The sequence below is a fragment of the Lapillicoccus sp. genome, assembly GCF_025353065.1.
Taxonomy (GTDB): Bacteria; Actinomycetota; Actinomycetes; order Actinomycetales; family Dermatophilaceae; genus Lapillicoccus.
Genome location: NZ_JANXRJ010000294.1, coordinates 1 through 25,564 on the forward strand (window position 1 = coordinate 1; position 25,564 = coordinate 25,564).

Consider the following 25,564-nt stretch of genomic DNA (forward strand, 5'->3'; position numbering starts at 1 on the left):
TGGCGACAACGGTCTTCGCCCTCTGCGGCGTGCTCGTCGTGGTGTTCGTGCTGCTCGTCGTCGTCCCGGCGGCATACGGGGGCGCGGCGGAGCGGCTCCTCGCGCTCGCCGGGGCGGCCCTGCTCGGGGTGACTGCCACCCTGGTCCTGCGCCTCGAGCGAGCCCCCAACCCCCGCTTGTTGCTTTCGGCGGGCCCATCGTGACCGAAATGTCGGCCAGAACGGGCCATCCGGAAGCAACTAGCGGGGGGTGACGTCGGGCTACTCCGGGTCGGACTCGCCCTTGCCCCGGGTGAACTCCTCGCCGGTATGCGGGTTGACGGCGGTGGTGCCCGGCGGGAGGTTCGACAGGTCCGGGGCGATGACGGTCATCTCGCGGCTGTCGGGGAGCCGGACGCCGGTCGGGCGGCCACCACCCCCGACGAGGACGAGGTCGCTGGAGTCGCGCCTGGGAAGCGTCTCCCCCCGGAAGTAGGCCGGGGCGATGGCGCTCCAGACGAGCATCAGCACCACCCCCAGCAGCAGGGAGCCGACGCCGAGGATGAAGATGCCACCGATGCCGAAGATGCTCGTCGAGCCCTGGTCGGGGTTGGCGTAGGTCTTCGCGGCCCAGACGAAGGCCGCCAGCAGGATGAGGCCGCCGACGAACGGGATGACTCCCTGCATGATGATGTCGCGCGGCCTGGCCCACATCGTCTTGCGGTAGAACCAGGCGCAGGCGAACCCGGTGAGGCCGTAGTAGAAGGCGATCATAAGACCGACCGCCGCGATGGTGTCGGCGAGGATGTTCTGGCTGATGAGGGTGAGCCCGACGTAGAAGAGGATGGAGACGATCCCCATGCCGATGGTCGAGTCGGTGGGCGTGAGATACCTCGGGTGGATCCGGGCGAACCGCTCGGGGACGGCCTTGAAGACCGCCATCGACAAGGTGGTGCGGGCCGTCGGGAGGATCGTCGTCTGGGTGCTCGCGGAGGCGGACGTCAGCACGCTGATCGCCAGCAGGTGGACCATGATGAAGCCCACCGTGCCGCCGCCGAAGACCTCGTGGCCCATCGAGGCGAAGACGTCGCTGGCGTTGTCCGCGTTGCCCAGCCCGATGCCGTCGGTGCCGACGCCGGCGAAGGCGATCGTCGCGACGGACACCAACGCGTAGGTGATCAGCAGCAGCACGGTCGACATGATCGCCGCCCGTCCGGGGGTCGTCGCCGGGTCGTCGGCCTCCTCGTTGGTCGCCACCGCGGTGTCCCAGCCCCAGTAGATGAAGACGGCGATGAGGGTGGCGGTGACGACGGCGGTGCCGGACAGGCCGGTCGGGGTGAACCAGTCCCAGCTCGGCCGCAGCCCCTGGGGCGCCCCGCCCGAGTAGACCTTGACCAGGGCGAAGGCGGCGAACACGACCAGCGTGACGACCTCGATGCCGAGGAGGGCGTACTGCAGGCGCGCCGACACCTCGATCCCGCGGTAGCAGATCCAGGTCATGATGACGATCCAGACGATGCCCGCCACGGTGGACCAGAAGGTGCTCCCCGCGAGGTCCGCGAACCCGAAGAGGGTGAAGGTGTAGGACCCGGCGATCTGGGCGAGGTTGGCCATCACGATGACGTCGGCGATGATGATGCCCCAGCCGCCCATCCAGCCCACGCGGGTGCCGAAGGTGCGGGCGGCCCAGGTGAAGGTCGTGCCGCAGTCCGGCTCGGCCTTGTTGAGCTCGCTGTAGGCGACGGCGATCATGTACATCGGGATGAAGGCCAGCACCATCACGAGCGGCGCCTTGGTGCCGACGATGCCGTCGCCGTTCTTCGTGATGACGACGAAGCCGAGGCTGGCGGCCAGGCTGTAGGCCGGCGCCGTCGAGGCGACGCCGACGACGATGCTGCCGATCAGACCGAGCGCGCCGGCCTTGAGGCCCTTGCTCTCGGTGGTGCTGTGTGTCTCTGTGACGGTCACGGGGGCTCCTCTCCCGACGGGCCTCGGGGTTGGCAGTCGGTGAGGAGAATCTAGGGCCACCGGGGCACGGACGGGAGGGGTATGCCGGGTGAAGGTTCCTGGCCCCGTCGCCGCGAGGCTTGACGAAAGTAGTTGTACTAGTAACAATACTTGCTATGGCAATAACTAATGTGCTGTTGATCGGGGCGTCCCGCGGTCTCGGACTCGCGCTGGCCCGCGAATGGGTCGGAGGCGGTCGGGATGTCGTCGCCACGGTGCCTGGCTCGGCGCGGACGCCGGTGCACGACCTCGCCGACACCTGTCCGGGTCACCTCGAGATCGAGACCGTCGACGTCACCGTGCCCGAGCAGATCACGGCGCTGCGTGATCGCCTGGCGGATCGGCGGTTCGACCTGCTGTTCGTGAACGCCGGCGTCACGAACGCGCCCGAGGGCACGGTGTCCCAGACGTCGACCGACGACTTCAACCGGGTCATGGTCACCAACGCGCTCGGCCCGCTGCGTGTCGTCGAGGCGCTGCAGGACCTCGTCGAGCCGGCAGGCACGATCGGGGTGATGTCCTCGGGCCAGGGCAGCGTGGCCGGCAACGAGCGGGGTGGTCACGAGGTCTATCGCGGCAGCAAGGCCGCGCTCAACACCTTCATGCGCAGCTATGCGGCGCGGCACGCCGGCGATCGCCGCACCCTCGTCCTGATGGCGCCGGGCTGGGTGCGCACCGAGCTCGGCGGCCGGGACGCCCGGCTCACCGTCGACGAGAGCATCCCGAACGTCGTCCGCACGCTCGACGACCTCCGGGGCCGACCTGGTCTGCTCTCGGTCGACTACCTCGGCCGGACGGTCGCGTGGTGAGCGCGACCTCACGGTCCGCGGGCGATCCTGTCCGGCAGGCCTGGGCCCTCCTGCAGCGGTTCGCCGAGGTCCACGACCGCCGGGGCGAGCTCGCCGAGGCCCTCGGGTTCCGTCTCGGCGGCGGCCGGGGCAAGATCCTCTTCCAGCTCCGCGACGGACCGCTGACCCTCGGCCAGCTCGCGAAGTCCAACGGCGTCGATCCGCCTTATGCGACCGTGATCGTCGACCAGCTGGAAGCCCAGGGTCTCGTCGAACGGCGCCCGCACCCCGACGACCGGCGCCGCAAGCTGGTCACCCTCACGGCCGCCGGGCACCATGCCATCGTGACCGCCGACACCATCCTGCTGCGCCCACCCCGAGCCGTCAGTGCCCTTCCGGCCGACGACCTCGCGACGCTCACCCGGCTCCTGACGCGTCTTCTCGAAGCCGACGCGGCCGCACCCGACGATCGACGGTTGGCTCCCGACGGCTGATGGTCTTGAACCCCAGGGGTCGGCAGATCTCCCTGTGGACAACTCGTCAGGCCCGCGCGGCGAACGGGGCGCTGGTCCAACCACGCAGCGGGGGGCGAAGGTCATGATCGGGCACCAGATCCCGCCGGGGACGACGTGTGGACCACTCGATGTCGGTCTGCCATGGGGCTGCGATACCTGCGTTTCGGTGCGCGTCGGCCGGTCTCGGTCGCCGAGCACCTGGGCATCACCTCGCAGGAGGGCCGCTCGGGTCATCCGCGACCTCGAGCGCGCGGGCCTCGTCGTACGGTGACTCGGCTCGGGACAGCCTGTGGGCGGCTCGCACCTGGCTGCCCGACGACGACGGGGCACTACGTCCAGGACGGTCGGGTCGGCCGAAACCGCAGGCGTCCGCCCGGTCGCACCTGCGCAAGGGCATCGGTGTCCTCGTCGGCGAGGACACCGATGACGGGGTAGCCGCCGGTGGTGGGGTGGTCGGCGAGGAAGACGAGGGGCTGGCCCGAGGGAGGCACCTGGACCGACCCCCGAACCACGCCCTCGCTCGCGAGCTCGCCCGTGCGGGAACGAGCGAGCGGGGGGCCGGCCAGGCGGATGCCGACCCGATCGAGGTCGGCGGTGACCTCCCAGGCCGACGTGGTGAATCGCGCCACCGAGGCCGGGTCGAACCAGTCGTCACGGGGTCCGAGCACGACCCGGAGGACGAGGTCGCCGACGGCCGGGGACGCGGGTGCGGCGAGATCGGTTGCCGCGAGATCGTCTACGCCACAGCGCTGCTCGCTGCCCACGCGGGAGATCGAGAGGAGGGTGCCCGGCTCGAGGAGGGGCGGGCCCACCCCTGATGTCGGGTCGGTGCTGGCGCTGCCGAAGACCCGCGCCACCTCGAGCGGGCCGCGGACGGCGAGGTAGCTGCGCAGGCCGGTGGGCGGCATACCGAGGGAGAGGGTCTCGCCGTCGCGCAGGTCCAGGGGGACGCACGGCGAGGCCGGTCGCCCGGCCACGGTCAGCGGCGCCGGCGCCCCCGTGAGGGCGACGGTCGTGCGCCCGACCGAGCGCACCTCGAGGCCACCGAGGAGGACCTCGATCCCGGCGGCCGCCGGGTCGTTGCCGAGGATCCGGTTGGCCAGGCGGAGGGCGGAACGGTCCGCGGCGCCGCTCGTCGTCACCCCCAGCCGGGCGTGTCCCGGGCGACCGAGGTCCTGCACCGTCGCCAGCGGGCCGACCCGGATCACGAGCAGGGCGCTCACAGCCCGGCTTCCAGAAACCGCACCCGGCGCCCGGGCTCGAGCACCGCAGGCGGGTCCCGCCGGGTGTCCCACATCTCCAGATCGGTCCGCCCGATGAGCTGCCAGCCTCCGGGCGAGGCCCGGGGATAGACCCCGCTCCAGGGCCCCGCGAGCCCCACGGCACCCGCCGGGATGCGCGTCCGGGGCGTCGACCGCCGGGGGACCTCGAGCCCCCCTCGGTCGCCGAGGAGATACCCGAATCCCGGTGCGAAACCGGCGAACTCGACCAGCCACACCTGTCCCGTATGCCGCGTGACCACCTCCCGCACGTCGCAGCCCAGGTGTGTCGCGACCTCGGGGAGGTCGTCCCCGTCGTAGGTCACGGGGATCTCGAGCACGTCCGTGTCGGGCACGCTCTCGGTGGCCACGTCGGCACCGGTGAGCGGGAGGGTCAACGACCGCAGCGCGGCGACGACGCCGACGAGGCGGGTCGGGTCGTTCACGGTGACGAGCACCGTGCGGGCAGCCGGGACGTGCTCCAGCACGCCGGGCAGGGGCGTGGCCCGCAGCGCGGCTTCGAGCCGGCGCCGCTCGTCCGCGTCAGCGAGCTCGACCAGGACAGCGCGGTCGCCGCAGGGCCGCAGCCTCATGGGGCGAAGGCGGTGAGCGTGACGCCGGCGCTCGTCAAGGCCTTCCGAATGGCGTGGGCCAGCTCGACGGCGCCCGGGGAGTCGCCGTGGACGCATACCGAATCCGCATCGATCGCGATCTCGGTGCCGTCGACCGTGACGAGACGGCCGTGGGTCACGAGTCGCACGACGCGCTCGGAGACGGTTACCGGGTCGTGGAGGACGGCTCCGGGCTCGCGCCGGGAGACGAGCGTCCCGTCAGGGGTGTAGGCCCGGTCGGCGAACGCCTCGCGCACCGTGCGCAGGGCCCTGGCCTCAGCGGCGGCCAGGAACGCCGAGCCGGGCAGCCCGAGCACCATGAGGTCCGAGCGGTGGTCGGCGACCGCCGCAGCCACGGCGGCGGCCTGCTCGACATGGTGGACGATCGCGTTGTATAGCGCGCCGTGCGGCTTGACGTAGGTCACCGCCCCGCCGACGGACCGGGCGATGCCGTCGAGCGCGCCGATCTGATAAAGCACGTCCGCATAGAGGTCGTCCGGTGCGACGTCGATGAACCGGCGACCGAAGCCGGCGAGGTCGTGATATCCCACCTGCGCCCCGACAGCGACGCCGTGCGCGACGGCCTTCCGACACGTGGCGACGAGGGTCGCGGGGTCGCCCGCGTGGAAACCGCAGGCGATGTTGGCCGAGGTGACGACATCGAGCAGACCGGCGTCGTCGCCGAGGGTCCAGCGTCCGAAGGACTCACCCATGTCCGCGTTCAGGTCCACCTGCTGGCGCGTCATACGCCGAGGATTGTTCAACAAGCCGTCACCTGTCAAGATGCTGGCACCACAGAGACAGAGAACGAACGACGGAGGGTCGATGGGCAAGCTGGCTGCGGGGGCACTGGTCGACGCCTTGCGTGCCACGATCCTCGACGGGGGCCTGCGGCCGGGGACCCGGCTCGACGAGACGCGCCTCGGTGCCCAGTTCGAGGTCAGTCGCAACACCTTGCGCGAAGCCTTCCGCGTGCTCGCCCACGAGCACCTCGTGGAGCACCTGCCCAACCGGGGAGTGTTCGTCCGTCGGCCCAGCGTGCGCGAGGCCCGCGACGTCTACGAGACACGTCGACTGCTCGAGTGCGGCGCGCTACGGGAGGCCGCGGTGCGGCGGGCGGCCTGGTGCGGAGAGCCCGACCCGGACGGCTCCACGCGGGAGCGCCACTTGCAGCACCATTGGGAGACATCGGTCCTCGCGGTCGTCGATGCTGCCGAACGGGGATGGCGAGCCAGCGAGAGCGGTGACTGGGACGAGGTGGGCAGCGCGAACGGCCAGTTCCACCTGGCCCTGGCCACGCTCGCCGACAACGACGTCATCCTGCGCACGCTGCGGAGCCTCGTGACCGAGATGCGGCTGCTCTTCCTCGTCGTGGCCGCGGCCCGCGAAGTCCACGAGCCCTACCTCGAGGACAACCGCAGGATCGCCTCGCTCGTGGCGTCCGGCGAGCTGGTCCGGGCCGCGATCCTCCTGGAGGACTACCTGCTGCGCGCGGAGCGCCACCTCGTCGGCCTGTATGCCACACACACCCTCGACGGTCGCGCCGTCGAGCCCAGATCCTGACGCCGAGATCCACACGCGGAGATCCACACGCGGAGATCCCCACGCGGAGATCCCCACGCCGAGATCCCCACGCCGAGATCCACACGCCGAGCCCCTTGGCAAGATTGTTGAACAACTTCTAGAGTGCTTGTCGAGCGGCGCGACATCGTGCCGTCATCCCGACCTCAGCGAGGTGGCATGCCCATGTGGGTCCTGCTCGCGGCCAACGTCGCGATCATGTTCTTCTTCGCCTTCCCGCGATGAACGCCGCAGCCGTCGCGCCGGACTGGCGCCCGACCTATGCGACGCGCTGGGCGCAGACCGTGGCCACGGTGCTCCAGACGACGTATCCCTATGCCTCCCAACATGTTTCGGCGGACGCCGACGACGTCGACGTGACCCCGGTCCGATTGCACCCGGCGTTCCACGGCTCCTTCGACTGGCACTCCTCGGCGCACATGCAGTGGTCGGCGGTGCGCCTCCTGGGGCGCGCTGCCGACCACCTCGCGCCCGCGGCACGGGGAGAGCTCGTCCGCCTGCTCGACGAGCGCCTCACCCCACAGGCCTGCGAGGTCGAGGCGGCATACCTGCGTCGTCATCCCGGCTACGAGCGCCCCTACGGCTGGGCCTGGGTGGCGAGCCTCGCTGCCGCGACCGCGGGATCGACCGTGCCCGGCGCCGAACGCTGGGCGCAGGCGACGCGTCCGCTCTTCGACACCGTGGCGGACCTGCTGACCGACTGGCTGCCCAGGCTGGCCTACCCGGTGCGCCACGGTGAGCACTCCAACCTCGCGTTCGGACTGGCTCTCGTCCACGAGGCGGCGACGGCACTCGGTCGCGAGGACGTGACCCGGCTGGTGGAGGAGAGGGCACGGCACTGGTTCGGCGCGGACACCGACTACCCCGCCACGTGGGAGCCCGGTGGGAGCGACTTCCTGTCGCCCGCCCTCTGCGAGGCCGACCTCATGGGTCGCGTCCTGCCCCCCGGGGAGTATGCCGCGTGGCTGGCGGCCTTCCTCCCGCACCTCGCCGAGGAGGGGGACCCCCTGCTGACGGTCCCCGAGGTGCTCGACCGCACCGACGGCAAGGCTGTGCACCTCTACGGGTTGGGCCTGTCCCGCGCCTGGCAGCTGCGGCGGATCGCGCCGATCGTCGATGAGGAGCGTCGTCGACGGATCGCCACGGCGACCCGGGCGCAGGTCGAGCACGTCGAGCGCGAGATCGTCGTCGGTGACTTCATGTCCACCCACTGGCTCGTCTCGTTCGCCCTGCTGGCCGTGGACCCCTGACGACGGCGCCCGCCCGACACGGCGAAGCCCGGACCGCCGATGGCGGTCCGGGCTCCGTCCGTGAGCAGGGAGGTCTCAGGCCACGTGGCCGTTGCTCAGGGTAAGGGTCGCGGTGTTGCCCGGACCGGGGATGAGCTGGTTGATCAGCACCGTCGTCAGGCCGCAGTTCGAGAACTGCCCGATGGTGTAGGTGCCGGTGAGGTTACCGCCCTTGGTGAGGTCGAACTTCTCACCCTTGGGCGTGTTCGCCGGAATCACCGTGCGGCCGGTCTGGCACGAGTCGCCGACGGGTGTCGGGATCCCGGCCAGGGTGACGTCCGAGAGGCGGATGTCGAAGAACGCCTTGGACCGAACCTTGCCGATGCCCAGCGCACCCTTGACGGGACCGACCGGGATGAAGTTCACCGTCGCGGTGACCGGCAGGAAGCCCAGCAGCTTGAACGAGGTCTGGGCGGGCGGCAGGATCAGCGAACCGGTGAAGGTCCCGTCCGGCAGGACGTTGGTCGTCAACGTGGTCGGACCGAGTGCCACCACGCTGCCGGTCTTGAGCACTGTCGAAGAACCCGTGGCGTCGTAGATGACCTTGAGCACCGGGACCGGCGCGGCACTGGCGGTGGACACGGTCGTGCCGGTCAGGGCCAGGGCCCCGACCGCCACGGCGGCGATGGCTGACTTTCTCACGTCATCCTCCTGGGGGTGAAGTCAGACGCCTACGGGGTGGTGATCGAGAGCGGGCCGCTGGCCGCCGAGATCTTGTAGACACCAGCGAAGTTCGCCGTGTCGCCGTTGTTGATCTGGCCGAAGCAGCCGGCGACGTTGCTGACCTTCAGGGTGGACCCGGCCGTGATGACGGTGAGCTTCTGCTTGGTAGCGCCCGCGGCCGTGATCTTCGCCTTGACCCCGCCCGTGACGTTGAAGCTGCAGCTGCCAGCGTTGGCCGAGACCGTGGCGTTGACGCCGGTGACCGTGGCAGCAGTGACGCCGCCCGTCGTCGGGGTTCCGGTGAGGTTGATCGCCCACGGCGCGTTCTGCGTGACCGACACCGGCAGGCTGGCCGGCCCGAGGCAGCCGGTCCAGGTCGTCGAGGCGATGGAGCCGAGAGCGACACCGGAGATCTTGCTGCCGAGCTTGATCGAGCCGGCAGCGGTGCCGCTCGTGCACGACAGGGCGACACCGGTCGTGACGTCGTTGAACTTGATCTGGGGGGAGGCGCCTGTGGTGGCGGCCGTGTAGGTGGTCGTCCCGGTCGTCGTCGTGCCCGACTTGACTGTGTAGGTCGCCGCAGCGAACGCCGGTCCCGAGGACAGGACGAGAACTGCGGTCGCTCCCACAGCGGCGCTCGCCAGGGCGAGGGTCTTCGTGCGGTACATGGGGATTCCTCCAAACATCGTTGTCCGGTGGCCAAGGGCTGGCCCGAGAGTGAACGTAGGCCCGGAACGGCCCGGGGTGAAGCCCCTTCGGACAAGAACGGTGAAGTTCAGTACAGATGGATGGTCGAGCCGGAAGGGCGCGGGGCATCTGCACGAGATCAGCCAGAATTCTTCGCCGCACCGGCAAGAGGGGGGTGACGAGGCTTGTGCCGCCCGACGATCGGGACGTACGTTCGCCCGATGGATCGTCACTGGAGCCGATGGGGAGTGCGCGCGCTCGTCGTCGTCGCCTCGATGGCCTGCGTCGCCGGCGGCCTCCAGGGCGCGGGCGCGGCGACCGCTCCCGCACCCGACGGCTCCGTTCTCGCAGCCGTTGCTGCGCCCGATGCTGTCGGCGGCCTGGTGCTCCCCGACGCCAAGTCGGGCCTGGTCGTCCCGACCAACCCGCCCGCCCCGGGGCTGCCCAGCTTCTACCTCGGGACGACGCGCTCGCCCTGCAACCCTGGCCCGAAGTCAGGGCTGTGCCGCAATCAGCGTCCGGTGCTCGCCCAGAACGGCACCGCCACCTCGGCCCTCACGGTGGGCACGACGGATGTCGTCAAGGTCAAGCAGGCCATCCGGCTCCCCGTGACCCTCATCGGCGCGAACCTGATCGGGCAGTACTACAACGTCATCAGCGGCCACAAGAGCACGCAGTACCGGCAGAGCTTCCCGACCAGGGTCTTCGTCCAGTCGCCGACCGGGTCGCCCCACCCCTGGGGCGACCTGCCCGCGATCACCTCGACCGCCCTGGCCTTCGGGATGATCCCCGTCACGGTGACGACCCACCTGTCCCAGGTCCGCGACTCCAGCGACCTCCCCATCCCGATCCAGATCAAGGTCGACTCGACCCCGATCCCCGGCTCGTCCGCCTTCGACCTCTTCGACGTCGAGGCCTCGGGGCTGCTCACCATCCGCCTCGACGGGGTCACCATCGACGGCAGGCCGCTGGACGTCGGCCCCTCGTGCCGGGGGGTTGCCCCTCTGCCGTTGGCCTTCCTGGGGAAGTACGTCCCGGTGCCCGGGCTGCGCCCCACCCCACCCACGTACTACTACCCGATCTTCGGCGGCGACCTCTACGGCTCGCTCGACATACCCGCCTTCACGGGGTGCCGCTCCGCGTCGGGTGAAGACTTCTCGCAGCTGTTCACCAGCGCGCTCTCCGGCAAGGGCAACCCCGTCCACCTCGTCCAGGGGGCCACCGACGCGGCCAACAAGCTGGGGTGCCCCCCCGAAGCCGCCGGGCTGGGCTGCACCCTGCCGGTCAACACCGACAAGCTGACCGGGCCAGGAGCCATCTCCTCCGTCCCGCCGACCGATCCGCAGGGCAACCCGTGGAAACCGAACCCCACGCCCTGCGCGTGGCCGTCGTTCCTGCCCAACCTGCCGCTGACCCAGGAGACCCCGCCGACGGACACCTGCCTGAAGCCGTGACAGGCGGGTGGGCTACGGGGCCTCGGTGCCGAGCACGTCGGCCGGCGCCCGCAGGGCGTGCCGCAGGGCGAGGATGATCTCGACCCGCGCCTGCGGGTCCTCGAGCTGGTCGCCGTAGACGGCCTTGAGCTTGTTGACCCGGGACTGCAGGGTCTGCTGGTGGTAGTGCAGCTCGTGGGCGAGCTGGCGCACCGACTTGCCGGTCTCCAGCAGGGCCAGGAGGGCCACGGCATACTGCTCGCGGTCGCGTGGGGGGATGGCGGCGAGCGGTGCCAGCCGGCGCTCTGCGAGGGCACTGAGGCTGATGTGGTCCGAGAGCAGCAGCAGCTCGATGAGGTGGTCGTCGCAGCGGAAGACGTCCTCGCGGGGTAGCACGCCCGAGTCGAGGTGCCGCTGGGCGGCCCGGGCGACGGCGATCGACTCGGCGGCGTGCTGGGCCGAGACCACGGGCCCGACGGCCAGGCGGGTCATCGGGGGGAGGTTGGCAGCGGCGGCCGCGATGTCGTCGAGATGCTCGGCGGCGACCAGGATGACGGTGACCGGGCCGGACGCCGGCAGGAAGCCGTGCTCGTCGAGGGGCGGCAGGCGGCGCAGCGGTCGCCGCGTCCCCCCGACGACCACTGCCGCCACCCGGTCCGGCATCTGGAGCAGCGTGCTCTCGCCGAACTTCGCGAGGTCCTGGGTCGTCGCGCCGGAGGCGAGCAGGTCGAAGAGGTCACCACGGTCGCGTCGTGAGCCGATCTCCGCGGCCGGGGCAGCCGTGAAGCCGTCCTCGACGTAGACCCGGAGCTGGGTGAGGTACCGCGTCAACATCTGGATCAGCTGCACGGCGAGCGAGGCCGGCAGCGGATGCAGCTCCAGCAGCTGCTCCATCCGGTCGACGATGAGCGTGGACGCCTTCTCGAGGGCGCGCTGCATGGTCTCGAGCTCCACCCCGTCGACGGCCATCTGGTGCCCGATGCGGGAGAAGGTGCCGCCGATCGAGGCAGCCGCGAGGTCGGGGTTGTCGATCGAGCTCGCGAAGGCGGTGAAGGACATCTCGACGATGGACGTCACCGTCGCACCGTTGGGGGTGCGCGCCGCCTGCTCGACGAAGGCCGGCGCCACGTCGTGGACCGACCGGTCGACGTCGCGCACGAGCTGCACCATCTCGTGCTCGGGGAGGGAGGTGTACCACCGCATGATCTCTGCGACGCGGCTGCTCACGAGTTCTCCCGCCGTCACCGGCGCACCACCTGTCTCTGCCGCCGGAGCAGCCCCACTGGAGGCGCGGGCCGCGATTCGGGTCCGGCAGGTTTCGTGCACATGCACGGACCCGCCAAGATCGTCATGCTCGGATGAGCACTGTTTCCTACTCCGGAGTATTTCCCATCGCGGCGCTCTTGCACACCAGAATGGGCCTACTTACAGTGAGCGAGGTTCGGTGCTGAACCTGGTCCCGCCCTCCGAGAGGCGACCGATCGCGTTCTGCACCGAGGTTGAGCGTGCACGGCGCCACGAAAGATCGCGAAGAGACGGAGGCAGGTCATGGGGGCAACCGTCGAGGTTGACGCGCTGACCAAGTCGTTCGGTCGCCAGAACATCTGGAAGAACGTCGCGCTCACCCTGCCGCCCGGTGAGATCAGCGCCCTGCTCGGCCCCTCGGGCACCGGCAAGTCGGTCTTCCTCAAGACCGTCATCGGTCTGATCCGTCCGGAGCGAGGCAGCGTGCACGTCGACGGTGTCGACACGGTGTCCTGCAGCGAGCGCGAGCTCCAGGAGGTGCGGAAGCGTTTCGGGGTCCTCTTCCAGGACGGTGCCCTCTTCGGGTCCCTCAACCTCTACGACAACATCGCCTTCCCGCTGCGTGAGCACACCCGCAAAACCGAGACCGAGATCCGCCGGATCGTCCAGGACAAGATGGAGCTCGTCGGTCTCGGCGGCGAAGGCGCCAAGGTGCCCGGCCAGATCTCGGGCGGCATGCGCAAGCGCGCCGGTCTGGCCCGCGCGCTGGTCCTCGAGCCGGAGATCATCCTGGTCGACGAGCCCGACTCGGGCCTCGACCCGGTGCGCACCTCCTACCTCGCCCAGACGTTCATCGACCTCAACGCCGAGCTCGACATGACCATCCTCATCGTCACCCACAACATCGAGCTCGCCCGGCGCCTCCCCGACAACCTCGGGATGCTGTTCAACCGCGAGCTCGTGATGTTCGGGCCCCGTGAGGTCATGCTCACGAGTGAGGAGCCGGTCGTCGAGCAGTTCCTCAACGGCCGGCGCATCGGGCCCATCGGCATGTCCGAGGAGAAGGACGACGCCACCGCAGCACGCGAGGCCGAGCTCATCCACGACGACAACGAGGAGGACGTGCGCGGGCTCGTCCCCCAGATGCGACCGACCCGCGGGCTCCCGGCCCGGTCCGGCGAAGAGCGCCGCAGCCGGCGCGTCCTCGCGTCCCTGCACGAGCTGCCCGCCCGGGTGCGCGCCGAGATCCTCGCCGCGGCCCCCCCGGAGGAGGCCGCCCGCTGGCGGGCCATCAACGCCACGGTCGCCGGGCTGGGTGGAATGCCGTGACCCTGCTCGATCTCACGGGGGACCGTGACGACGACCGGGACCCCCCGGGTCTCGACATCGTCAAGCGCGCTGACCTGCACGACGACGACATCCCCTACCCGCCTCACCCCGGGGGCGCGCTCGCCCGCTCGCTGCGCGGCACCGGCCAGCTGTTCTCCCTCGGCCTCGACACGATCCGCCTGACCTTCCGGCGACCCTTCCAGTGGCGGGAGTTCATCGAGCAGTTCTGGTTCGTGGCGAGCGTGTCGATCCTCCCGGCGGCCCTCGTCGCCATCCCGTTCGGCGCCGTCATCGCCCTGCAGCTCGGCACCCTCACGGTGCAGCTCGGGGCGCAGTCCTTCACCGGGGCCGCCAGCGTCCTCGCGGTGATCCAACAGGCCAGCCCGATCGTCACGGCCCTGATGATCGCCGGCGCCGGTGGCGCTGCGATCTGCGCGGACCTCGGCGCACGGACGATCCGCGAGGAGATCGACGCGATGAAGGTGCTCGGGGTCTCGCCGATCCACCGCCTCGTCGTCCCCCGCGTCCTCGCCTCCATGCTCGTCGCGGTGCTGCTCAACGGCATGGTGTCCGTGGTGGGCGTCGCCGGTGGCTACTTCTTCAACGTGGTGGTCCAGGGCGGCACGCCCGGCGCCTACCTCGCCAGCTTCTCGGCGCTCGCCCAGCTGCCCGATCTCTACGTCGGTGAGCTCAAGGCCCTGATCTTCGGCTTCATCGCCGGGGTCGTCGCCTGCTTCCGCGGGCTCAACCCCCCGCCGGGCGCCAAGGGTGTCGGTGACGCCGTGAACCAGTCGGTCGTCATCACCTTCCTGCTGACCTTCTTCGTCAACTTCGCGATGACGACTCTCTATCTCCAAGTCATTCCGCCGAAGGGGACCTGATGAGCCTCGATCGCGAGACCCTCGGCGGCGTCGCCCAGCGCCCTGTGCGGTGGGTCGCCGGAGTCGGCTCCCAGGTGCGCTTCCACCTGCGTGCCGTGTCGCTCACGCCGGTCGCCCTGCGCCGCTACCCCAAGGACGTCGTCCGGCTGCTCGCCGACGTGAGCTTCGGCTCCGGCGCCCTCGCCGTCATCGGCGGCACCATCGGGGTGATGATCGCCCTCAGCCTCTTCACGGGCACGGTCGTGGGCATCCAGGGGTATGCCGCGCTCGACCAGATCGGCACCTCGACCCTCAACGGCTTCGTGTCGGCCTACTTCAACACCCGCGAGATCGCACCACTCGTCGCCGCCCTCGCGCTCGCGGCGACCGTCGGGGCGGGCTTCACGGCCCAGCTCGGCTCGATGCGGATCAACGAGGAGATCGACGCGCTGGACGCCATCGGTGTCTCGACCATCCCCTATCTCGTCACCTGCCGGATGATCGCGGGGATCATCGCCGTGGTCCCGCTCTACATCGTGGGGCTGCTCACCTCCTACCTCGGATCACGGGTGGTGACGGTCTACTTCTACGGCCAGTCAGCCGGCACCTACGACCACTACTTCTCCCTCTTCCTGCCGCCCGTCGACATCGTCCTCTCGTTCGTGAAGGTCCTCGTCTTCTCGATCCTCATCATCCTCATCCACTGCTACCACGGCTTCCACGCCGAGGGTGGTCCCGCCGGTGTGGGGCTCGCCGTCGGCACGGCCGTGCGTCGCAGCATCGTCACTGTCGCCGTCATCGACTTCTTCCTCTCGCTCGCTCTCTGGGGCGCGACGACGACGGTGCGGATCGCCGGATGACGGCGCCGCAGAAGGTGGTTCGGTGACACGCGTCAGCCGCGGGGACCTCAGCACGGGCATCGTCTCCCTCCTGGTGCTGGCCGGCCTGCTCGCCGCCACGCTGCTCATCTACGCCAAGACGTTCACCCCGTCGGTGTCGGTGACGCTGCTCGCGAGCAACGCCGGCAACGCCATGCAGCGGGGTGCCGACGTCAAGGTGCGGGGGGTGCTCGTGGGCCGGGTCACCTCGGTGACCTCGGTTGGTGACGGCGCCCGCATCTCCCTCTCGCTCGACCCGGCGCAGGCGGAGCAGATCCCCGCCGACGCGACCGCCCGGCTACTCCCCAAGACGCTGTTCGGCGAGCGGTTCGTCAGCGTCGTCGTCCCGTCCGCGAGCGACGGGTCACCCGCCATCAGCTCGGGCGCCACCATCCGCCAGGACAGCTCGTTCGAGGGCGTCGAGCTGCAGCGGGTCTTCGACGACCTTCTGCCCGTCCTGCAGACCCTCCAGCCCGAGAAGCTCGCCTCCACGCTCTCCGAGGTGTCCACTGCCCTCCGTGGCCGGGGCACGCAGATCGGCGCGAGCCTCGACGAGTTCAGCGCCTACCTCACGAAGTTCGGCCCGGAGGTCCCGAAGCTCGCCGACGACCTCCAGGCCCTCGCGAGCGTCGCCAACACCTACTCCGACTCGCTGCCGGACCTGCTCGGGGCGCTCAACGACCTCACGACCTTCGCGCAGACCCAGGTCGACCAGCAGCAGCAGCTCAAGACCCTCTTCTCGACGGTCATCAGCTCGGCCAACACCACCGGCGGCTGGGTCGGGTCGAACTCCTCGACGATCATCGGGCTGTCGCGCGACAGCCTCCCTGCTCTCGACGTCAGCGCGCAGTACGCCTCCGAGTTCCCCTGCACGTTCTCGGCCCTGACCGGAATGATCCCGAAGATGGACAAGGCGCTGGGGGTCGGCACCTCGCAGGTCGGGCTCCACGGCACCATGACGATCGTCCCGTCACGCGGCAAGTACGTCGCCGGCAAGGACGTGGTCGTGCCGACGGCGACCGGCAACCCCGCCTGCCCCTACGTCCCCACGGGTACGCCCGTGACGGCGCCGGACGGGTCGACCACGGCCTACCAGCCGGCGATCGCCCCGGCTGCGCCGAGCGCCGCGGTCACCACCGCCGCAAAGACGGCCGCGACCACTGCCGGGACAGCCACCACCACCGGGGCGGCCCTGTCGTCGCTCGCGGCGGCGCCGGGGCTGGGTATGGCCAACTCGCCCGCGGAGAACGCCTGGATCGCCGAGCTCGTGGCGCCCTCGTCGGGTGTCTCCCCGAGCCAGTTCCCCGACTTCGGCTCCCTCCTGCTCGGGCCGGCGCTGCGCGGATCGGTGGTGACGGTGCGATGAGGAGCCTGACCGGACCGATCATCAAGAGCATCGCGTTCATCGTCGCCACCGTCCTCGCCACGACGGTGCTCGCCGCGACGATCGCCAACGGCTCGAGTGCGTCGGGTGCGACGTTCACGGCCCTGTTCACCGATGCGACGAGCCTCAACCCGGGCGACGACGTCCGGATGGCGGGGGTGCGGATCGGGACCGTGGGCTCGATCGAGGTCCAGGACCGGCGGGTCGCCCGCGTCGAGTTCGTCGTCGACTCCACCATCCACCTCGCCAGCACCGTGTCCGCCGTGCTGCGCTACCGCAACCTCGTCGGACAGCGCTACCTCGCCCTGGACCAGGGCAGCGGGTCGCCCGACCAGCAGCTGTCGCCGGGCGCGACGATCGGGCTCGACCACACCCAACCCGCCCTCGACATGACGATGCTCTTCAACGGCTTCCAGCCGCTCTTCAAAGCCCTCTCACCCGGGGAGGTCAACACCTTGGCCTACGAGATCATCCAGGTCTTCCAGGGCGAGGGCGGCACCGTCGAGAGCCTGCTCACCCAGACCGCGGCCTTCACCCAGACGCTGGCCTCCAAGGACCAGGTCATCGGTGAGGTCATCACCAACCTCACCCAGGTCCTCGACACGGTCAACTCCCGTTCGGAGCAGCTGTCCCAGATGCTCATCACGCTGCAGCAGCTGACGTCCGGGCTCGCCTCCGACCGCGCGACCATCGGCGAGGCGATCCAGAGCATCGGCGGTCTCACCACGAGCGTGGGGGGCCTGTTGCAGAACGGGCGGGCCCCGCTGAAGTCGTCGATCGCCCAGCTCGGCACGCTGTCCGGCACCCTCGCCGGGTCCCCCAAGCTCGACCAGTTCCTCACCACCCTCCCGACCAAGCTCAACGCCCTCGGGCGCGCCTCGAGCTATGGCTCCTGGGTCAACTTCTACCTCTGCTCGGTGACCGGTCGCATCCCCGTCCCCGAGGGCTACTACGGAGGGGTCGGGGTCAACCCGGTCGCGGCGAGGTGCCAAGGATGACGAGGTGCCAGGGATGAAGCCGTTCAGCGAGCGCAACCCCATCGTCATCGCCGTGGTCGGGATCCTCGCCCTCGTGCTCGTCGGCGCAGGGGTCTTCTGGTCGCGTGACCTGCCGGTCATCGGCGGCGGCACGACCTACCACGCCTACTTCACGGAGGCCGCCGGGCTCAAGACCGGCAACGAGGTCCGGATCGCCGGGGTGAAGGTCGGCGAGGTCCAGGGGGTCCGGCTCGAGGACGACGTGGTGGCCGTCGACTTCCAGGTCAAGAACGCGTGGATCGGTGACGCGAGCTCGGCGTCCATCCGGATCCGGACGGCCCTCGGCCAGAAGTACCTCGCGGTCGATCCCGAGGGGACGGCGCCGCTCGATCCCTCGGCGGCGATCCCCGTCTCCCGCACGACGTCCCCCTTCGACGTCGAGCAGGCGTTCGCCGGCTTCACGACGACGGTCGACCAGATCGACACCGCGCAGCTGGCCAAGAGCTTCGACACCCTGTCCGCGACCTTCGCCAACACCCCGGACTCCGTCCGCGGGACGTTGCAGGGCTTGTCCGCCCTCTCGAAGACGATCTCGTCCCGGGACGCGGAGCTGGCCAAGCTCGTCGCCAGCACGAAGCAGATCTCGGCCACCCTCGACGACCGCAGCCCGCAGATCGAGGCCCTCGTCACGGACGGCAACCTCCTGCTCGGCGAGCTCCAGCGTCGCCGTGACGCGGTCTCCGCGCTGCTGGAGGGCACCCAGACCTTCGCCGTCCAGGTGCAGGGACTCGTGACCGACAACCAGGCGCAGCTGCAGCCGGCCCTCGACAAGCTCCACGCGGTCACCGTCATCCTCGACCGCAACCAGAAGAACCTGGAGAGCGCCATCAGTCTCGCTGCTCCCTACTACGGCCTGCTCACCAGCGCCTCCGGCAACGGCCGGTGGCTCGACGCCTACGTCTGCGGCCTCTTCGACGCGACGGGCAGCCCGATCCTCGACGCCAACGCCCAGCGCACCTGTGCTCCCAAGTCAGGAGGGGGCTCATGAGCCTCCGCTCCAAGCGGCTCGCGACCATGGCCGTCGTCCTCGTGCTCGTCCTCGTGGCCGCCGCGACCTACCTCCTGACCGGCAGCGGACGCTCCGGCACGCAGGTCAGGGCCATCTTCAACAGCGGAGTAGGGGTGTATGCCGGCTCCGACGTCCGCGTCCTCGGCGTGCGCGTGGGTCGGATCGACTCGGTGGTGCCCCAGGGGCAGACCGTAGTGGTCGCGATGACCGTCGACCCGGACGTGCGGATCGCCAAGGAGAGCCACGCCGTGGTCATCGCGCCGAGCGTGGTGAGCGACCGCTACATCCAGCTCACCGGGGCCAAGCGTGGCGCCGAGACCATCGCTCCGGGCACGACGATCGCCCTCACCCAGACGGCGACACCCGTCGAGCTCGACCAGCTCTACTCGGCGATCGACAACCTCAGCAGCGCCCTCGGCCCGGCGGGTGCCAACAAGACGGGCTCGTTGTCCCAGGTGCTCACCGTCGCCTCGAAGAACCTCAAAGGCAACGGCGCCACCTTCAACCAGACCATCAAGGACTTCGGGTCGGCGGCGAAGACCCTCGACAACTCCCAGGCCGATCTCTTCAGCACCGTCTCCAACCTCAAGTCCTTCAACGACGTGCTCGCCCGCAACGACGCCGGCGTGACCCAGGTCAACGCCCAGCTGGCCTCCGTCTCGGGCTATCTCGCGGCCGACCGCCAGGACTTTGCCGCCGCCACCTCGCAGCTCGGCCAGGCGCTGGCTCAGGTGCAGGGCTTCATCCACGACAACCGCTCGTCGATCACGGCCGACGTCAACGGGTTGCAGAGCACGGCCCAGACCCTGGCCCGGCAGCAGGCGGCGCTCCAGCAGATCAGTGCGACGCTGCCCGTCACCCTGCAGAACTTCCTCGACGCCTACGACCCGACGACCGGGACGCTCAGCTCGCGCGGCAACCTCAACGACATCGGGGTCTGGGCGGGCGCGTCGGCTGCCGGCGCGGCGGCGACGAAGGGCGCGGCCAGCGCACTTCCCGGGGGCACCGGTGCCCCTTCGAGCGCGGCCGGCAGCTCCGCACCCCCTCCCTTGTTCCTCCCGAGCGTGACCGGAGCCGTCCCGTGACCCGCCGCCCTGCCCCGCGCGTCGGCCGCGCCACGCATACCGGCCGCCGGATGCTCGTCGCCCTCCTGCTCCTCGCCGTCACGGCGACCCTCGGCGGGTGCGGCCTGACGGGTGGTCTCTACGACCTGCCCCTGCCCGGTGGGCCGGCCATCGGCAACAACGGCTACCAGGTCACGGCGGAGTTCAACGATGCGCTGGACCTCGTCCCGCAGTCTTCGGTGAAGGTCAACAACGTCCCGGTGGGCAAGGTCACCCAGATCGCTCTGCGGTCCGACGGGCGGGCGGCCGTGGTGACGATGCTCCTCAACGGCGACGTGCACCTTCCGGCGAACGCCACGGCCCGCATCCAGCAGACGAGCCTGCTCGGCGAGAAGTACGTCTCTCTCGACAACCCGACCTCCGCCCCGATCGGGTCCCTGCGGGCGATCGGCAAGATCGGTCTCGAAGGCACCTCCGAGTCGGTCGACGCGGAGCGGGTCCTCGGCGCGATGTCGTTGCTGCTCAACGGTGGTGGCATCGCCCAGATGCAGGACATCTCCCGGGAGCTCGCCAACGTCTCCCGTGGTCGCGATGGCGAGATCCGGGCCTTCCTCACCAACGTGTCGGCCTTCGTCACCACCCTCAACTCGCGCAAGACGGCCATCACCGGCGCTCTCGACAGCCTCAACCGGCTGTCCACCACCCTGCAGGCCAACGAGGGCCAGCTGACCAATGCGCTCGACCGGCTGCCGCCCGGGCTGCAGGTCCTCGTCGAGCAGCGCACGCAGCTCGTCGCCATGCTCAAGGCGTTGGACTCGCTCTCGACCGTCACGGTCAGCACCCTCGACCAGAGCTCGGCCGACATGGTCGCCGACCTCCAGCGCCTCGACCCGATCCTCACCCAGCTGGCGGCCTCGGGCCAGGCCCTGCCCGATGCCCTGCAGATCCTCTTCACCTTCCCCTTCCCCGATTCCGTCCTCGGAGCGATCAAGGGCGACTACCTCAACGCCTTCCTCGTCACCAACCTCTCGACCCCGGGCACGACGATCCCGGCGGTCAGCTCGATGAGCTGGCCTCAGGGGTATGCCGCGGCGCTCAGCGCGCCGGTGGCGGGGACGACCCTCAACCAGATAGGCGCGCCCCCGATGCTGCTGCCCTCCACGTCGTCGGCAGCTCCGGGCATCCCGACGCCGACCCTCACGACGAGTACTCCCACCTCGCCGCCCAGCCCGTCGGGCACGCCCACCACACCCGGCGCGGGAACCCCGTCGGGCACGCCGAGCACGCCTCCGACGACGCCGACGACACCACCGACGACGCCGACGACGCCGGCAACGACCTCCACCCCGTCGGCCACGGCCACACCGACGCCCACCCCCACAGCCACACCCACACCGACGACGTCCGGGCCGACCGGCGCGCGACGTGGGGGAGCGGGCAGCTGATGCTCGGACGCAAGGTCATCGTGCAGGTCGCCCTGTTCCTCGTCGTCGCCCTCGTCGGGACGGCGGTCATCGCGATCCGCTACGTCCAGGTGCCGCGCCTCATCGGGGCCTCCGGCTACACCGTCGTGATGTCGATGCCGGACACCGGTGGCGCCTACACCGACGCCGAGGTGACTTATCGCGGGGTCTCGGTCGGGCAGGTCGGCGCCATCCGGCTGACCGGTTCCGGGGTCGAAGCCGATCTCGACATCACCAGCGAGGCCCCGCCCATCCCGGCGGACCTCGTCGCCGTGGTCGCCAACCGCTCGGCGATCGGCGAGCAGTACGTCGACCTGCGGCCCAAGAGCGACTCCGGGCCGTTCCTCGCGGCCGGGTCGCACGTCGCGGTGGCGGCGAGCGACCTCCCGATCGACATCAACACCCTGCTGCTCCACGTCGACGGCTTCGTGCAGTCGGTGCCGCAGGACTCGCTGCGGACCGTCGTCGACGAGCTCGGGAACGCGACGAAGGGTAGCGGCGAGAACATCCAGGTCCTGGTCGACGCGGGCCGCGCCTTCACCAAGGCGGCGAGCGACAACTTCCCCGCCACCCAGGGGCTGATCAACAACTCGGTCACGGTGCTGGCGACCCAGCAGGGGTCGTCCGACAACATCAAGTCCTTCAGCAGCAGCCTGCAGCTGGTCGCGAAGCAGCTCCAGAGCTCCGACGGGGACCTGCGCACGCTCATCGCCGCCGCGCCGGGTGCGGCGACGGAGCTGAACGCCCTCATTACCGAGGTCGGGGTGCCGCTCGGCGTCCTGATGGGCAACCTGCTGACGACGGCACAGGTGTTCAGCGCGAACTCCGCCGGGCTGCAAGGGGTCTACGTCCGGGTGCCTCAGGCCATCAGCGCCGGCTACAACATCATCGGCCCCGATGGTCTCAAGGTCGGTCTCGTGACCACCTTCTTCGACCCGCTCCCCTGCACGAGCGGCTACGGCGGCACGGCGCTGCGTCCGCCGACGGACACCTCGGCCGGCCAGCCGCTCAACCAGCAGGCCCGCTGCACCGCCCCCGCGAGCTCGGGCACGGACGTGCGCGGCATCGGCCCGGCGCTCGCCGCGTCCACGGCGGCCGGCACCCTCGGCGCCGGCGGCACCGGGGCACAGACGATCATCAACCCCGTGAGTAGTCTTGCTGACCTCATGGGTGGACAGGGGTGACGTCGATCGGGGCGACGCGGCGGAGCACGACGTATGCCGCGGTCGTGGCAGTCCTCGGTGTCGTCGTGCTCGCGATCGGGCTCTGGCAGTGGCGCGCTGCGGACGGTGACCAGGGCCTGCACTACGCGGCCATGCGCGACACCGTCACCCTCGAGGGTCGCCAGGACATCGTCGTGATGAACAGCCTCGACACGACCCAGGTCCAGGCCGGGCTCACCGCCTGGCTGTCCGTGACGACCGGCACGCTCCACGACCAGCTGGGCCAGGTCAGTGACGCCGACAAGAAGACGCTCGCCAGCTCCGGGGCCAAGACGACCGGCAAGGTCGTCGATGCCGTCGTGACCCAGCTCGACGACCGGGCCGGGACCGCCCAGCTGATCGCCTCGGTCGAGCTCAACGTCATCGACAAGGCGGGCAAGGCGACCGTGAAGCGCAACCGCTTCAGCGCCAACCTCACCCTCGACGGCGCGCAGTGGAAGCTCTCCCAGCTCCAGCAGGTGGCGGTGAACGCGTCGTGAGCACCCCACCCGCCCGCCCGGCCCGCAAGGGTCCCCGCCGTGCCATGGCGCCGGTGAGTGCGCCCGCCGCTCGCCCGACTCCGACCGTCGAGACCACCCCGGCCGTCCGGCTCGAGAAGCGACCGTCGGCCCCGCTCGTCGCCGAGCCGCAGGCTCCTGAGCCCCCTGAGGAACTTGGGGAACTCGGGGAACTCGGGGAACTCGGGGAACTCGAGGCACCCGATGCCCCGGCCCCCGTCGAACCGAGCGCCCCGCCGCGACAGGGCCTGTCTGCGGCGGCCCTCGCGCTCGTCCTCGTCGCGGTCCTGGCCCTGGGCGGCGCCGGGGTGGCCTTCGTCAAGGCCCACCAGCTGCGGAGCACCGACTCCGCCCGCAACGCGGCCCTCGTGGACACGAGCGTGACCAACGAGGTCGTCGGCCAGGTCAGCGTGGCGCTCAACCGGATCTTCAGCTACGACTACACCAACCCGAAGCCGACGCAGGACGCGGCCGCGGCGCTGCTCACGGGCGACGCGGCAGGCCAGTACAAGACGATCTTCGACGCCCTGCAGTCCAAGGCCAGCGGCCAGCAGCTCACCCTCAAGGCCAAGTCCGTCATCGGCGGGGTGTCCTCCCTGACCGGCGACTCGGCCCGCCTGCTCATCTTCCTCGACCAGTCGTCCACGCGGGCCACCGACTCGTCGACCTCGACCGCAGCCGCGCAGCTGTCCGTGCAGGCCGTCAAGCAGGGCGGGATCTGGAAGATCAGCGAGATGCGCCCACTCTGAGCTGTTCCGCGTGCGGCTCGCCCGCGTGACACTACCAGCCACCCCTCCACGTGTCGCGGTGAGATCCGGACCTTCCGGACGCCGGGGTCGGCCGATGCGGCGTGTCGCCGCAACACGTGGAGGGGGGTCTCGGGGACACGGGGTCAGGGGCGGTCGGCCCTCGGGGTCTGGTCGAGGTCGACGGGGTAGGCATAGACGTAGACGGCGACGCGCTTGGCCTGCGGGTTGCCCTGGCCGACCCGGCGGTACCTCTGCAGCACGTCCTCGAGCTCCGCGCGCATGGCGGCCAGCTGCTCGCGGCTCACCAGGGCGACGTTGTCGGTGAGGCCCAGGTGGTCCGACCAGTCGGCGGGCCACGTCGGCGCCACGTCGAGCCACTGCTCGGCCCTGGTGGCGAAGTGGCGGACGTAGTCGCGCTCGATCCAGTTCAGCGCGATGGTCGCGTCCTCGTCGTCGGCGACCTCGCCCGGGGTCCACGAGGGCTGTTCGGTGGTGGCCCGCCACAGCCGCTCCCTGCCCCTGCCCTCCTCGGTGTCGGTCACCAGCCCGACGGACTCCAGCTTGCGCAGGTGATAGCTCGTGGCGCCCGAGTTGGTCTGCAGGAGGGTGGCGAGCGCCGTCGCGGACAGGGGTCCGGTGCGGCGCAGCTGGCTGACCAGGCGGGAGCGCAGCGGGTGGGCGAGCACCGAGATGGCTGCGGAGTTCGGTGGCATGTGTGCACAATACCTGTGCACACATCTGGTGCACAATCACTCTGGACGGCTATGGGTGACGGTCATCCCTGCAGGTCAGACCCGGTATGCCGCCTCTCCCGGACCGATTTGGGCCCGTCGGGGCCTGCCCCCTAAACTGATGAGGTTGTGCGCTGGCCCCACCCGCGAGGGTGAGCGAGCCGGCATACCTCGACCAACCTCGGGCTCCTTGAGGAGCCCACCCGGACCAGAGAGCGGATCACCGTGCGCACCTACACCCCCAAGCCGGGCGAGGTCACTCGTGCCTGGCACGTGATCGACGCGACCGACATCGTGCTCGGTCGCCTCGCGAGCCAGACGGCCATCCTCCTGCGCGGCAAGCACAAGACGACCTTCGCCCCGCACGTCGACACCGGTGACTTCGTCGTCATCATCAACGCCGAGAAGGTGGCCCTCACCGGCGCCAAGCTCGAGCAGAAGCTGGCCTACCGCCACTCGGGGTTCCCGGGCGGCCTCAAGTCGCGGACCTACACCGAGATGCTCGAGAAGCACCCGACCAAGGCCGTCGAGAAGGCGATCCGCGGGATGCTCCCGAAGAATTCGCTCGCCCGCCAGCAGATGACCAAGCTCAAGGTCTACGCCGGCGCCGCCCACCCGCACGAGGCCCAGAAGCCCGTCCCCTACACGATCTCCCAGGTCTCACAATAGGCGTCGCGCAGTAGGCCTCGCGCTGCTGCCGCACTGACGACCCGCGACGAACCCAAGACAAGGAACACGCAGTGTCTGATACGACCACCGACGTCCTCGAGGCCGACGAGCCCGAGCTGACCGAATACACCTCCGAGTCCGACTCCAGCGTGGGCGCCGAGCCGGCCCGCAAGCCGAGCGCCTCGGCGCCCGGAGCGGCCACCGGTCGACGCAAGCAGGCCATCGCCCGCGTGCGCATCGTCCCGGGCAACGGCCAGTGGACGATCAACGGTCGCACCCTGGAGTCCTACTTCCCCAACAAGGTGCACCAGCAGATCGTGGGTGAGCCGTTCGCCGTGCTCGACCTCACCGGTGCCTACGACGTGCTCGTGCGCGTCCACGGAGGTGGCCCCTCCGGCCAGGCCGGCGCTGTCCGCCTCGGCGTGGCCCGCTCCCTCAACGGGGTCGACGAGGAGCTGAACCGCGCCACGCTCAAGAAGGCCGGCTTCCTCACCCGTGACGCCCGCGTCCCCGAGCGCAAGAAGGCGGGTCTGAAGAAGGCCCGCAAGGCTCCGCAGTACAGCAAGCGCTGACCCTGCACCACCAGCACGAGGGCGGCCCGGTTCCTCCGGGCCG

At 70.3% G+C, this 25,564-nt stretch carries 27 protein-coding genes; 19 read left to right on the forward strand and 8 right to left on the reverse strand.

The features are described 5' to 3' along the window. Nucleotides 1-203, forward strand: a 203-nt coding sequence (locus Q0R63_RS21370) for a hypothetical protein (protein WP_295701944.1), incomplete at its 5' end; no start/stop codon positions are given. A gap of 57 nt (nucleotides 204-260) precedes the next feature. On the opposite strand, the gene Q0R63_RS21375 is transcribed toward Q0R63_RS21370, so the two are convergent. Further along, nucleotides 261-1,946: an APC family permease gene (locus Q0R63_RS21375; RefSeq protein ID WP_295701946.1), complete on the reverse strand. Its 1,686-nt coding sequence runs from the start codon at nucleotides 1,944-1,946 to the stop codon at nucleotides 261-263. Nucleotides 1,947-2,101: 155 nt separating this feature from the next. Between Q0R63_RS21375 and Q0R63_RS21380 the strand changes: the two genes are divergently transcribed. Both Q0R63_RS21380 and Q0R63_RS21385 read left to right on the forward strand, forming a co-directional pair. After that, a complete protein-coding gene (locus Q0R63_RS21380) occupies nucleotides 2,102-2,794 on the forward strand; it encodes an SDR family oxidoreductase (RefSeq protein ID WP_295701948.1) in 693 nt (230 codons plus the stop codon). Then, the gene (locus tag Q0R63_RS21385) at nucleotides 2,791-3,267 is read left to right on the forward strand and encodes a MarR family transcriptional regulator (protein WP_295701950.1); all 477 of its coding nucleotides are present in this window, start codon (nucleotides 2,791-2,793) and stop codon (nucleotides 3,265-3,267) included. The genes Q0R63_RS21380 and Q0R63_RS21385 overlap by 4 nt, the downstream gene beginning before the upstream one ends. Nucleotides 3,268-3,617: 350 nt before the next feature. On the opposite strand, the gene Q0R63_RS21390 is transcribed toward Q0R63_RS21385, so the two are convergent. The 3 genes from Q0R63_RS21390 to Q0R63_RS21400 are packed head-to-tail and all read right to left on the reverse strand — an operon-like array spanning nucleotide 3,618 to nucleotide 5,904. Next, complete coding sequence (locus tag Q0R63_RS21390) at nucleotides 3,618-4,511, reverse strand: biotin-dependent carboxyltransferase family protein (protein ID WP_295701951.1); 894 nt, start codon at nucleotides 4,509-4,511, stop codon at nucleotides 3,618-3,620. Beyond that, nucleotides 4,508-5,140, reverse strand: coding sequence for an allophanate hydrolase subunit 1 (locus tag Q0R63_RS21395; RefSeq protein WP_295701953.1), 633 nt, complete (start codon nucleotides 5,138-5,140; stop codon nucleotides 4,508-4,510). Before Q0R63_RS21395 ends, Q0R63_RS21390 begins: the two co-directional genes overlap by 4 nt. After that, nucleotides 5,137-5,904 (reverse strand): 5-oxoprolinase subunit PxpA, encoded by a 768-nt coding sequence (locus Q0R63_RS21400; protein ID WP_295701955.1) that lies wholly within the window; start codon nucleotides 5,902-5,904, stop codon nucleotides 5,137-5,139. The genes Q0R63_RS21395 and Q0R63_RS21400 overlap by 4 nt, the downstream gene beginning before the upstream one ends. Before the next feature lie 79 nt (nucleotides 5,905-5,983). On the opposite strand from Q0R63_RS21400, the gene Q0R63_RS21405 reads away from it, so the two are divergent. Both Q0R63_RS21405 and Q0R63_RS21410 read left to right on the forward strand, forming a co-directional pair. Continuing rightward, nucleotides 5,984-6,721 carry a GntR family transcriptional regulator gene (locus Q0R63_RS21405; protein WP_295701957.1) on the forward strand — a complete coding sequence of 246 codons (738 nt, stop codon included), beginning with the start codon at nucleotides 5,984-5,986 and terminating at the stop codon, nucleotides 6,719-6,721. Nucleotides 6,722-6,960: 239 nt separating this feature from the next. Continuing rightward, on the forward strand, nucleotides 6,961-7,989 hold the full coding sequence (locus tag Q0R63_RS21410) for a DUF2891 family protein (protein ID WP_295701959.1): 1,029 nt from the start codon (nucleotides 6,961-6,963) through the stop codon (nucleotides 7,987-7,989). A 75-nt stretch (nucleotides 7,990-8,064) separates the two neighbouring features. On the opposite strand, the gene Q0R63_RS21415 is transcribed toward Q0R63_RS21410, so the two are convergent. Continuing rightward, on the reverse strand, nucleotides 8,065-8,670 hold the full coding sequence (locus Q0R63_RS21415) for a hypothetical protein (RefSeq protein WP_295701962.1): 606 nt from the start codon (nucleotides 8,668-8,670) through the stop codon (nucleotides 8,065-8,067). A 29-nt stretch (nucleotides 8,671-8,699) separates the two neighbouring features. After that, nucleotides 8,700-9,359 (reverse strand): hypothetical protein, encoded by a 660-nt coding sequence (locus Q0R63_RS21420; protein ID WP_295701964.1) that lies wholly within the window; start codon nucleotides 9,357-9,359, stop codon nucleotides 8,700-8,702. Between the two features lie 240 nt (nucleotides 9,360-9,599). Between Q0R63_RS21420 and Q0R63_RS21425 the strand changes: the two genes are divergently transcribed. Further along, a complete protein-coding gene (locus tag Q0R63_RS21425; protein ID WP_295701966.1) occupies nucleotides 9,600-10,832 on the forward strand; it encodes a hypothetical protein in 1,233 nt (410 codons plus the stop codon). A gap of 12 nt (nucleotides 10,833-10,844) precedes the next feature. On the opposite strand, the gene Q0R63_RS21430 is transcribed toward Q0R63_RS21425, so the two are convergent. After that, nucleotides 10,845-12,038, reverse strand: a complete 1,194-nt coding sequence (locus Q0R63_RS21430; protein ID WP_295701968.1) for a PucR family transcriptional regulator — start codon at nucleotides 12,036-12,038, stop codon at nucleotides 10,845-10,847. A 321-nt stretch (nucleotides 12,039-12,359) separates the two neighbouring features. Here Q0R63_RS21430 and Q0R63_RS21435 point away from each other — a divergent pair, with 321 nt between their 5' ends. The 11 genes from Q0R63_RS21435 to Q0R63_RS21485 all read left to right on the forward strand — a co-directional run bounded on the left by Q0R63_RS21435 (nucleotide 12,360) and on the right by Q0R63_RS21485 (nucleotide 23,549). After that, nucleotides 12,360-13,385: an ATP-binding cassette domain-containing protein gene (locus Q0R63_RS21435; protein WP_295701970.1), complete on the forward strand. Its 1,026-nt coding sequence runs from the start codon at nucleotides 12,360-12,362 to the stop codon at nucleotides 13,383-13,385. 89 nt (nucleotides 13,386-13,474) lie between these two features. After that, complete coding sequence (locus Q0R63_RS21440; protein WP_366521193.1) at nucleotides 13,475-14,266, forward strand: ABC transporter permease; 792 nt, start codon at nucleotides 13,475-13,477, stop codon at nucleotides 14,264-14,266. Next, the gene (locus tag Q0R63_RS21445; RefSeq protein ID WP_295701975.1) at nucleotides 14,266-15,105 is read left to right on the forward strand and encodes an ABC transporter permease; all 840 of its coding nucleotides are present in this window, start codon (nucleotides 14,266-14,268) and stop codon (nucleotides 15,103-15,105) included. The genes Q0R63_RS21440 and Q0R63_RS21445 overlap by 1 nt, the downstream gene beginning before the upstream one ends. A 22-nt stretch (nucleotides 15,106-15,127) precedes the next feature. Beyond that, nucleotides 15,128-16,489: an MCE family protein gene (locus Q0R63_RS21450; RefSeq protein WP_295701977.1), complete on the forward strand. Its 1,362-nt coding sequence runs from the start codon at nucleotides 15,128-15,130 to the stop codon at nucleotides 16,487-16,489. Then, complete coding sequence (locus Q0R63_RS21455; RefSeq protein ID WP_295701979.1) at nucleotides 16,486-17,505, forward strand: MCE family protein; 1,020 nt, start codon at nucleotides 16,486-16,488, stop codon at nucleotides 17,503-17,505. Before Q0R63_RS21450 ends, Q0R63_RS21455 begins: the two co-directional genes overlap by 4 nt. A gap of 13 nt (nucleotides 17,506-17,518) precedes the next feature. Continuing rightward, the gene (locus Q0R63_RS21460) at nucleotides 17,519-18,532 is read left to right on the forward strand and encodes an MCE family protein (RefSeq protein WP_295701981.1); all 1,014 of its coding nucleotides are present in this window, start codon (nucleotides 17,519-17,521) and stop codon (nucleotides 18,530-18,532) included. Next, nucleotides 18,529-19,638, forward strand: coding sequence for an MCE family protein (locus Q0R63_RS21465; RefSeq protein WP_295701983.1), 1,110 nt, complete (start codon nucleotides 18,529-18,531; stop codon nucleotides 19,636-19,638). Before Q0R63_RS21460 ends, Q0R63_RS21465 begins: the two co-directional genes overlap by 4 nt. Next, nucleotides 19,635-21,062 (forward strand): MCE family protein, encoded by a 1,428-nt coding sequence (locus Q0R63_RS21470; RefSeq protein ID WP_295701985.1) that lies wholly within the window; start codon nucleotides 19,635-19,637, stop codon nucleotides 21,060-21,062. Before Q0R63_RS21465 ends, Q0R63_RS21470 begins: the two co-directional genes overlap by 4 nt. Further along, a complete protein-coding gene (locus Q0R63_RS21475; protein ID WP_295701987.1) occupies nucleotides 21,062-22,264 on the forward strand; it encodes an MlaD family protein in 1,203 nt (400 codons plus the stop codon). The genes Q0R63_RS21470 and Q0R63_RS21475 overlap by 1 nt, the downstream gene beginning before the upstream one ends. Continuing rightward, the gene (locus Q0R63_RS21480) at nucleotides 22,261-22,782 is read left to right on the forward strand and encodes a hypothetical protein (RefSeq protein ID WP_295701989.1); all 522 of its coding nucleotides are present in this window, start codon (nucleotides 22,261-22,263) and stop codon (nucleotides 22,780-22,782) included. The genes Q0R63_RS21475 and Q0R63_RS21480 overlap by 4 nt, the downstream gene beginning before the upstream one ends. Further along, nucleotides 22,779-23,549, forward strand: a complete 771-nt coding sequence (locus Q0R63_RS21485; RefSeq protein ID WP_295701991.1) for a hypothetical protein — start codon at nucleotides 22,779-22,781, stop codon at nucleotides 23,547-23,549. The genes Q0R63_RS21480 and Q0R63_RS21485 overlap by 4 nt, the downstream gene beginning before the upstream one ends. 143 nt (nucleotides 23,550-23,692) lie before the next feature. Here the strand turns inward: Q0R63_RS21485 and Q0R63_RS21490 are convergent, their stop codons facing one another. Beyond that, complete coding sequence (locus Q0R63_RS21490) at nucleotides 23,693-24,262, reverse strand: helix-turn-helix domain-containing protein (RefSeq protein ID WP_295701993.1); 570 nt, start codon at nucleotides 24,260-24,262, stop codon at nucleotides 23,693-23,695. A gap of 243 nt (nucleotides 24,263-24,505) precedes the next feature. Between Q0R63_RS21490 and rplM the strand changes: the two genes are divergently transcribed. Together rplM and rpsI are read left to right on the forward strand one after the other, a co-directional pair. Next, nucleotides 24,506-24,949 carry a 50S ribosomal protein L13 gene (gene rplM, locus Q0R63_RS21495; RefSeq protein WP_295701995.1) on the forward strand — a complete coding sequence of 148 codons (444 nt, stop codon included), beginning with the start codon at nucleotides 24,506-24,508 and terminating at the stop codon, nucleotides 24,947-24,949. Between the two features lie 71 nt (nucleotides 24,950-25,020). Then, a complete protein-coding gene (gene rpsI, locus Q0R63_RS21500) occupies nucleotides 25,021-25,521 on the forward strand; it encodes a 30S ribosomal protein S9 (RefSeq protein WP_295701997.1) in 501 nt (166 codons plus the stop codon). Nucleotides 25,522-25,564: the final 43 nt, after the last annotated feature.

Excerpts from the sequence above, each read along its gene's own strand:
- Q0R63_RS21420 (WP_295701964.1), bottom strand. The coding sequence starts at position 9,359 with ATGTACCGCACGAAGACCCTCGCCCTGGCGAGCGCCGCTGTGGGAGCG.
- Q0R63_RS21465 (WP_295701983.1), top strand. The coding sequence starts at position 18,529 with ATGAGCCTCCGCTCCAAGCGGCTCGCGACCATGGCCGTCGTCCTCGTG.
- Q0R63_RS21445 (WP_295701975.1), top strand. The coding sequence starts at position 14,266 with ATGAGCCTCGATCGCGAGACCCTCGGCGGCGTCGCCCAGCGCCCTGTG.
- Q0R63_RS21400 (WP_295701955.1), bottom strand. The coding sequence starts at position 5,904 with ATGACGCGCCAGCAGGTGGACCTGAACGCGGACATGGGTGAGTCCTTC.
- Q0R63_RS21405 (WP_295701957.1), top strand. The coding sequence starts at position 5,984 with ATGGGCAAGCTGGCTGCGGGGGCACTGGTCGACGCCTTGCGTGCCACG.
- Q0R63_RS21395 (WP_295701953.1), bottom strand. The coding sequence starts at position 5,140 with ATGAGGCTGCGGCCCTGCGGCGACCGCGCTGTCCTGGTCGAGCTCGCT.
- Q0R63_RS21460 (WP_295701981.1), top strand. The coding sequence starts at position 17,519 with ATGAAGCCGTTCAGCGAGCGCAACCCCATCGTCATCGCCGTGGTCGGG.
- Q0R63_RS21380 (WP_295701948.1), top strand. The coding sequence starts at position 2,102 with ATGGCAATAACTAATGTGCTGTTGATCGGGGCGTCCCGCGGTCTCGGA.
- Q0R63_RS21435 (WP_295701970.1), top strand. The coding sequence starts at position 12,360 with ATGGGGGCAACCGTCGAGGTTGACGCGCTGACCAAGTCGTTCGGTCGC.
- Q0R63_RS21455 (WP_295701979.1), top strand. The coding sequence starts at position 16,486 with ATGAGGAGCCTGACCGGACCGATCATCAAGAGCATCGCGTTCATCGTC.
- Q0R63_RS21490 (WP_295701993.1), bottom strand. The coding sequence starts at position 24,262 with ATGCCACCGAACTCCGCAGCCATCTCGGTGCTCGCCCACCCGCTGCGC.
- Q0R63_RS21475 (WP_295701987.1), top strand. The coding sequence starts at position 21,062 with ATGCTCGGACGCAAGGTCATCGTGCAGGTCGCCCTGTTCCTCGTCGTC.
- Q0R63_RS21425 (WP_295701966.1), top strand. The coding sequence starts at position 9,600 with ATGGATCGTCACTGGAGCCGATGGGGAGTGCGCGCGCTCGTCGTCGTC.
- Q0R63_RS21410 (WP_295701959.1), top strand. The coding sequence starts at position 6,961 with ATGAACGCCGCAGCCGTCGCGCCGGACTGGCGCCCGACCTATGCGACG.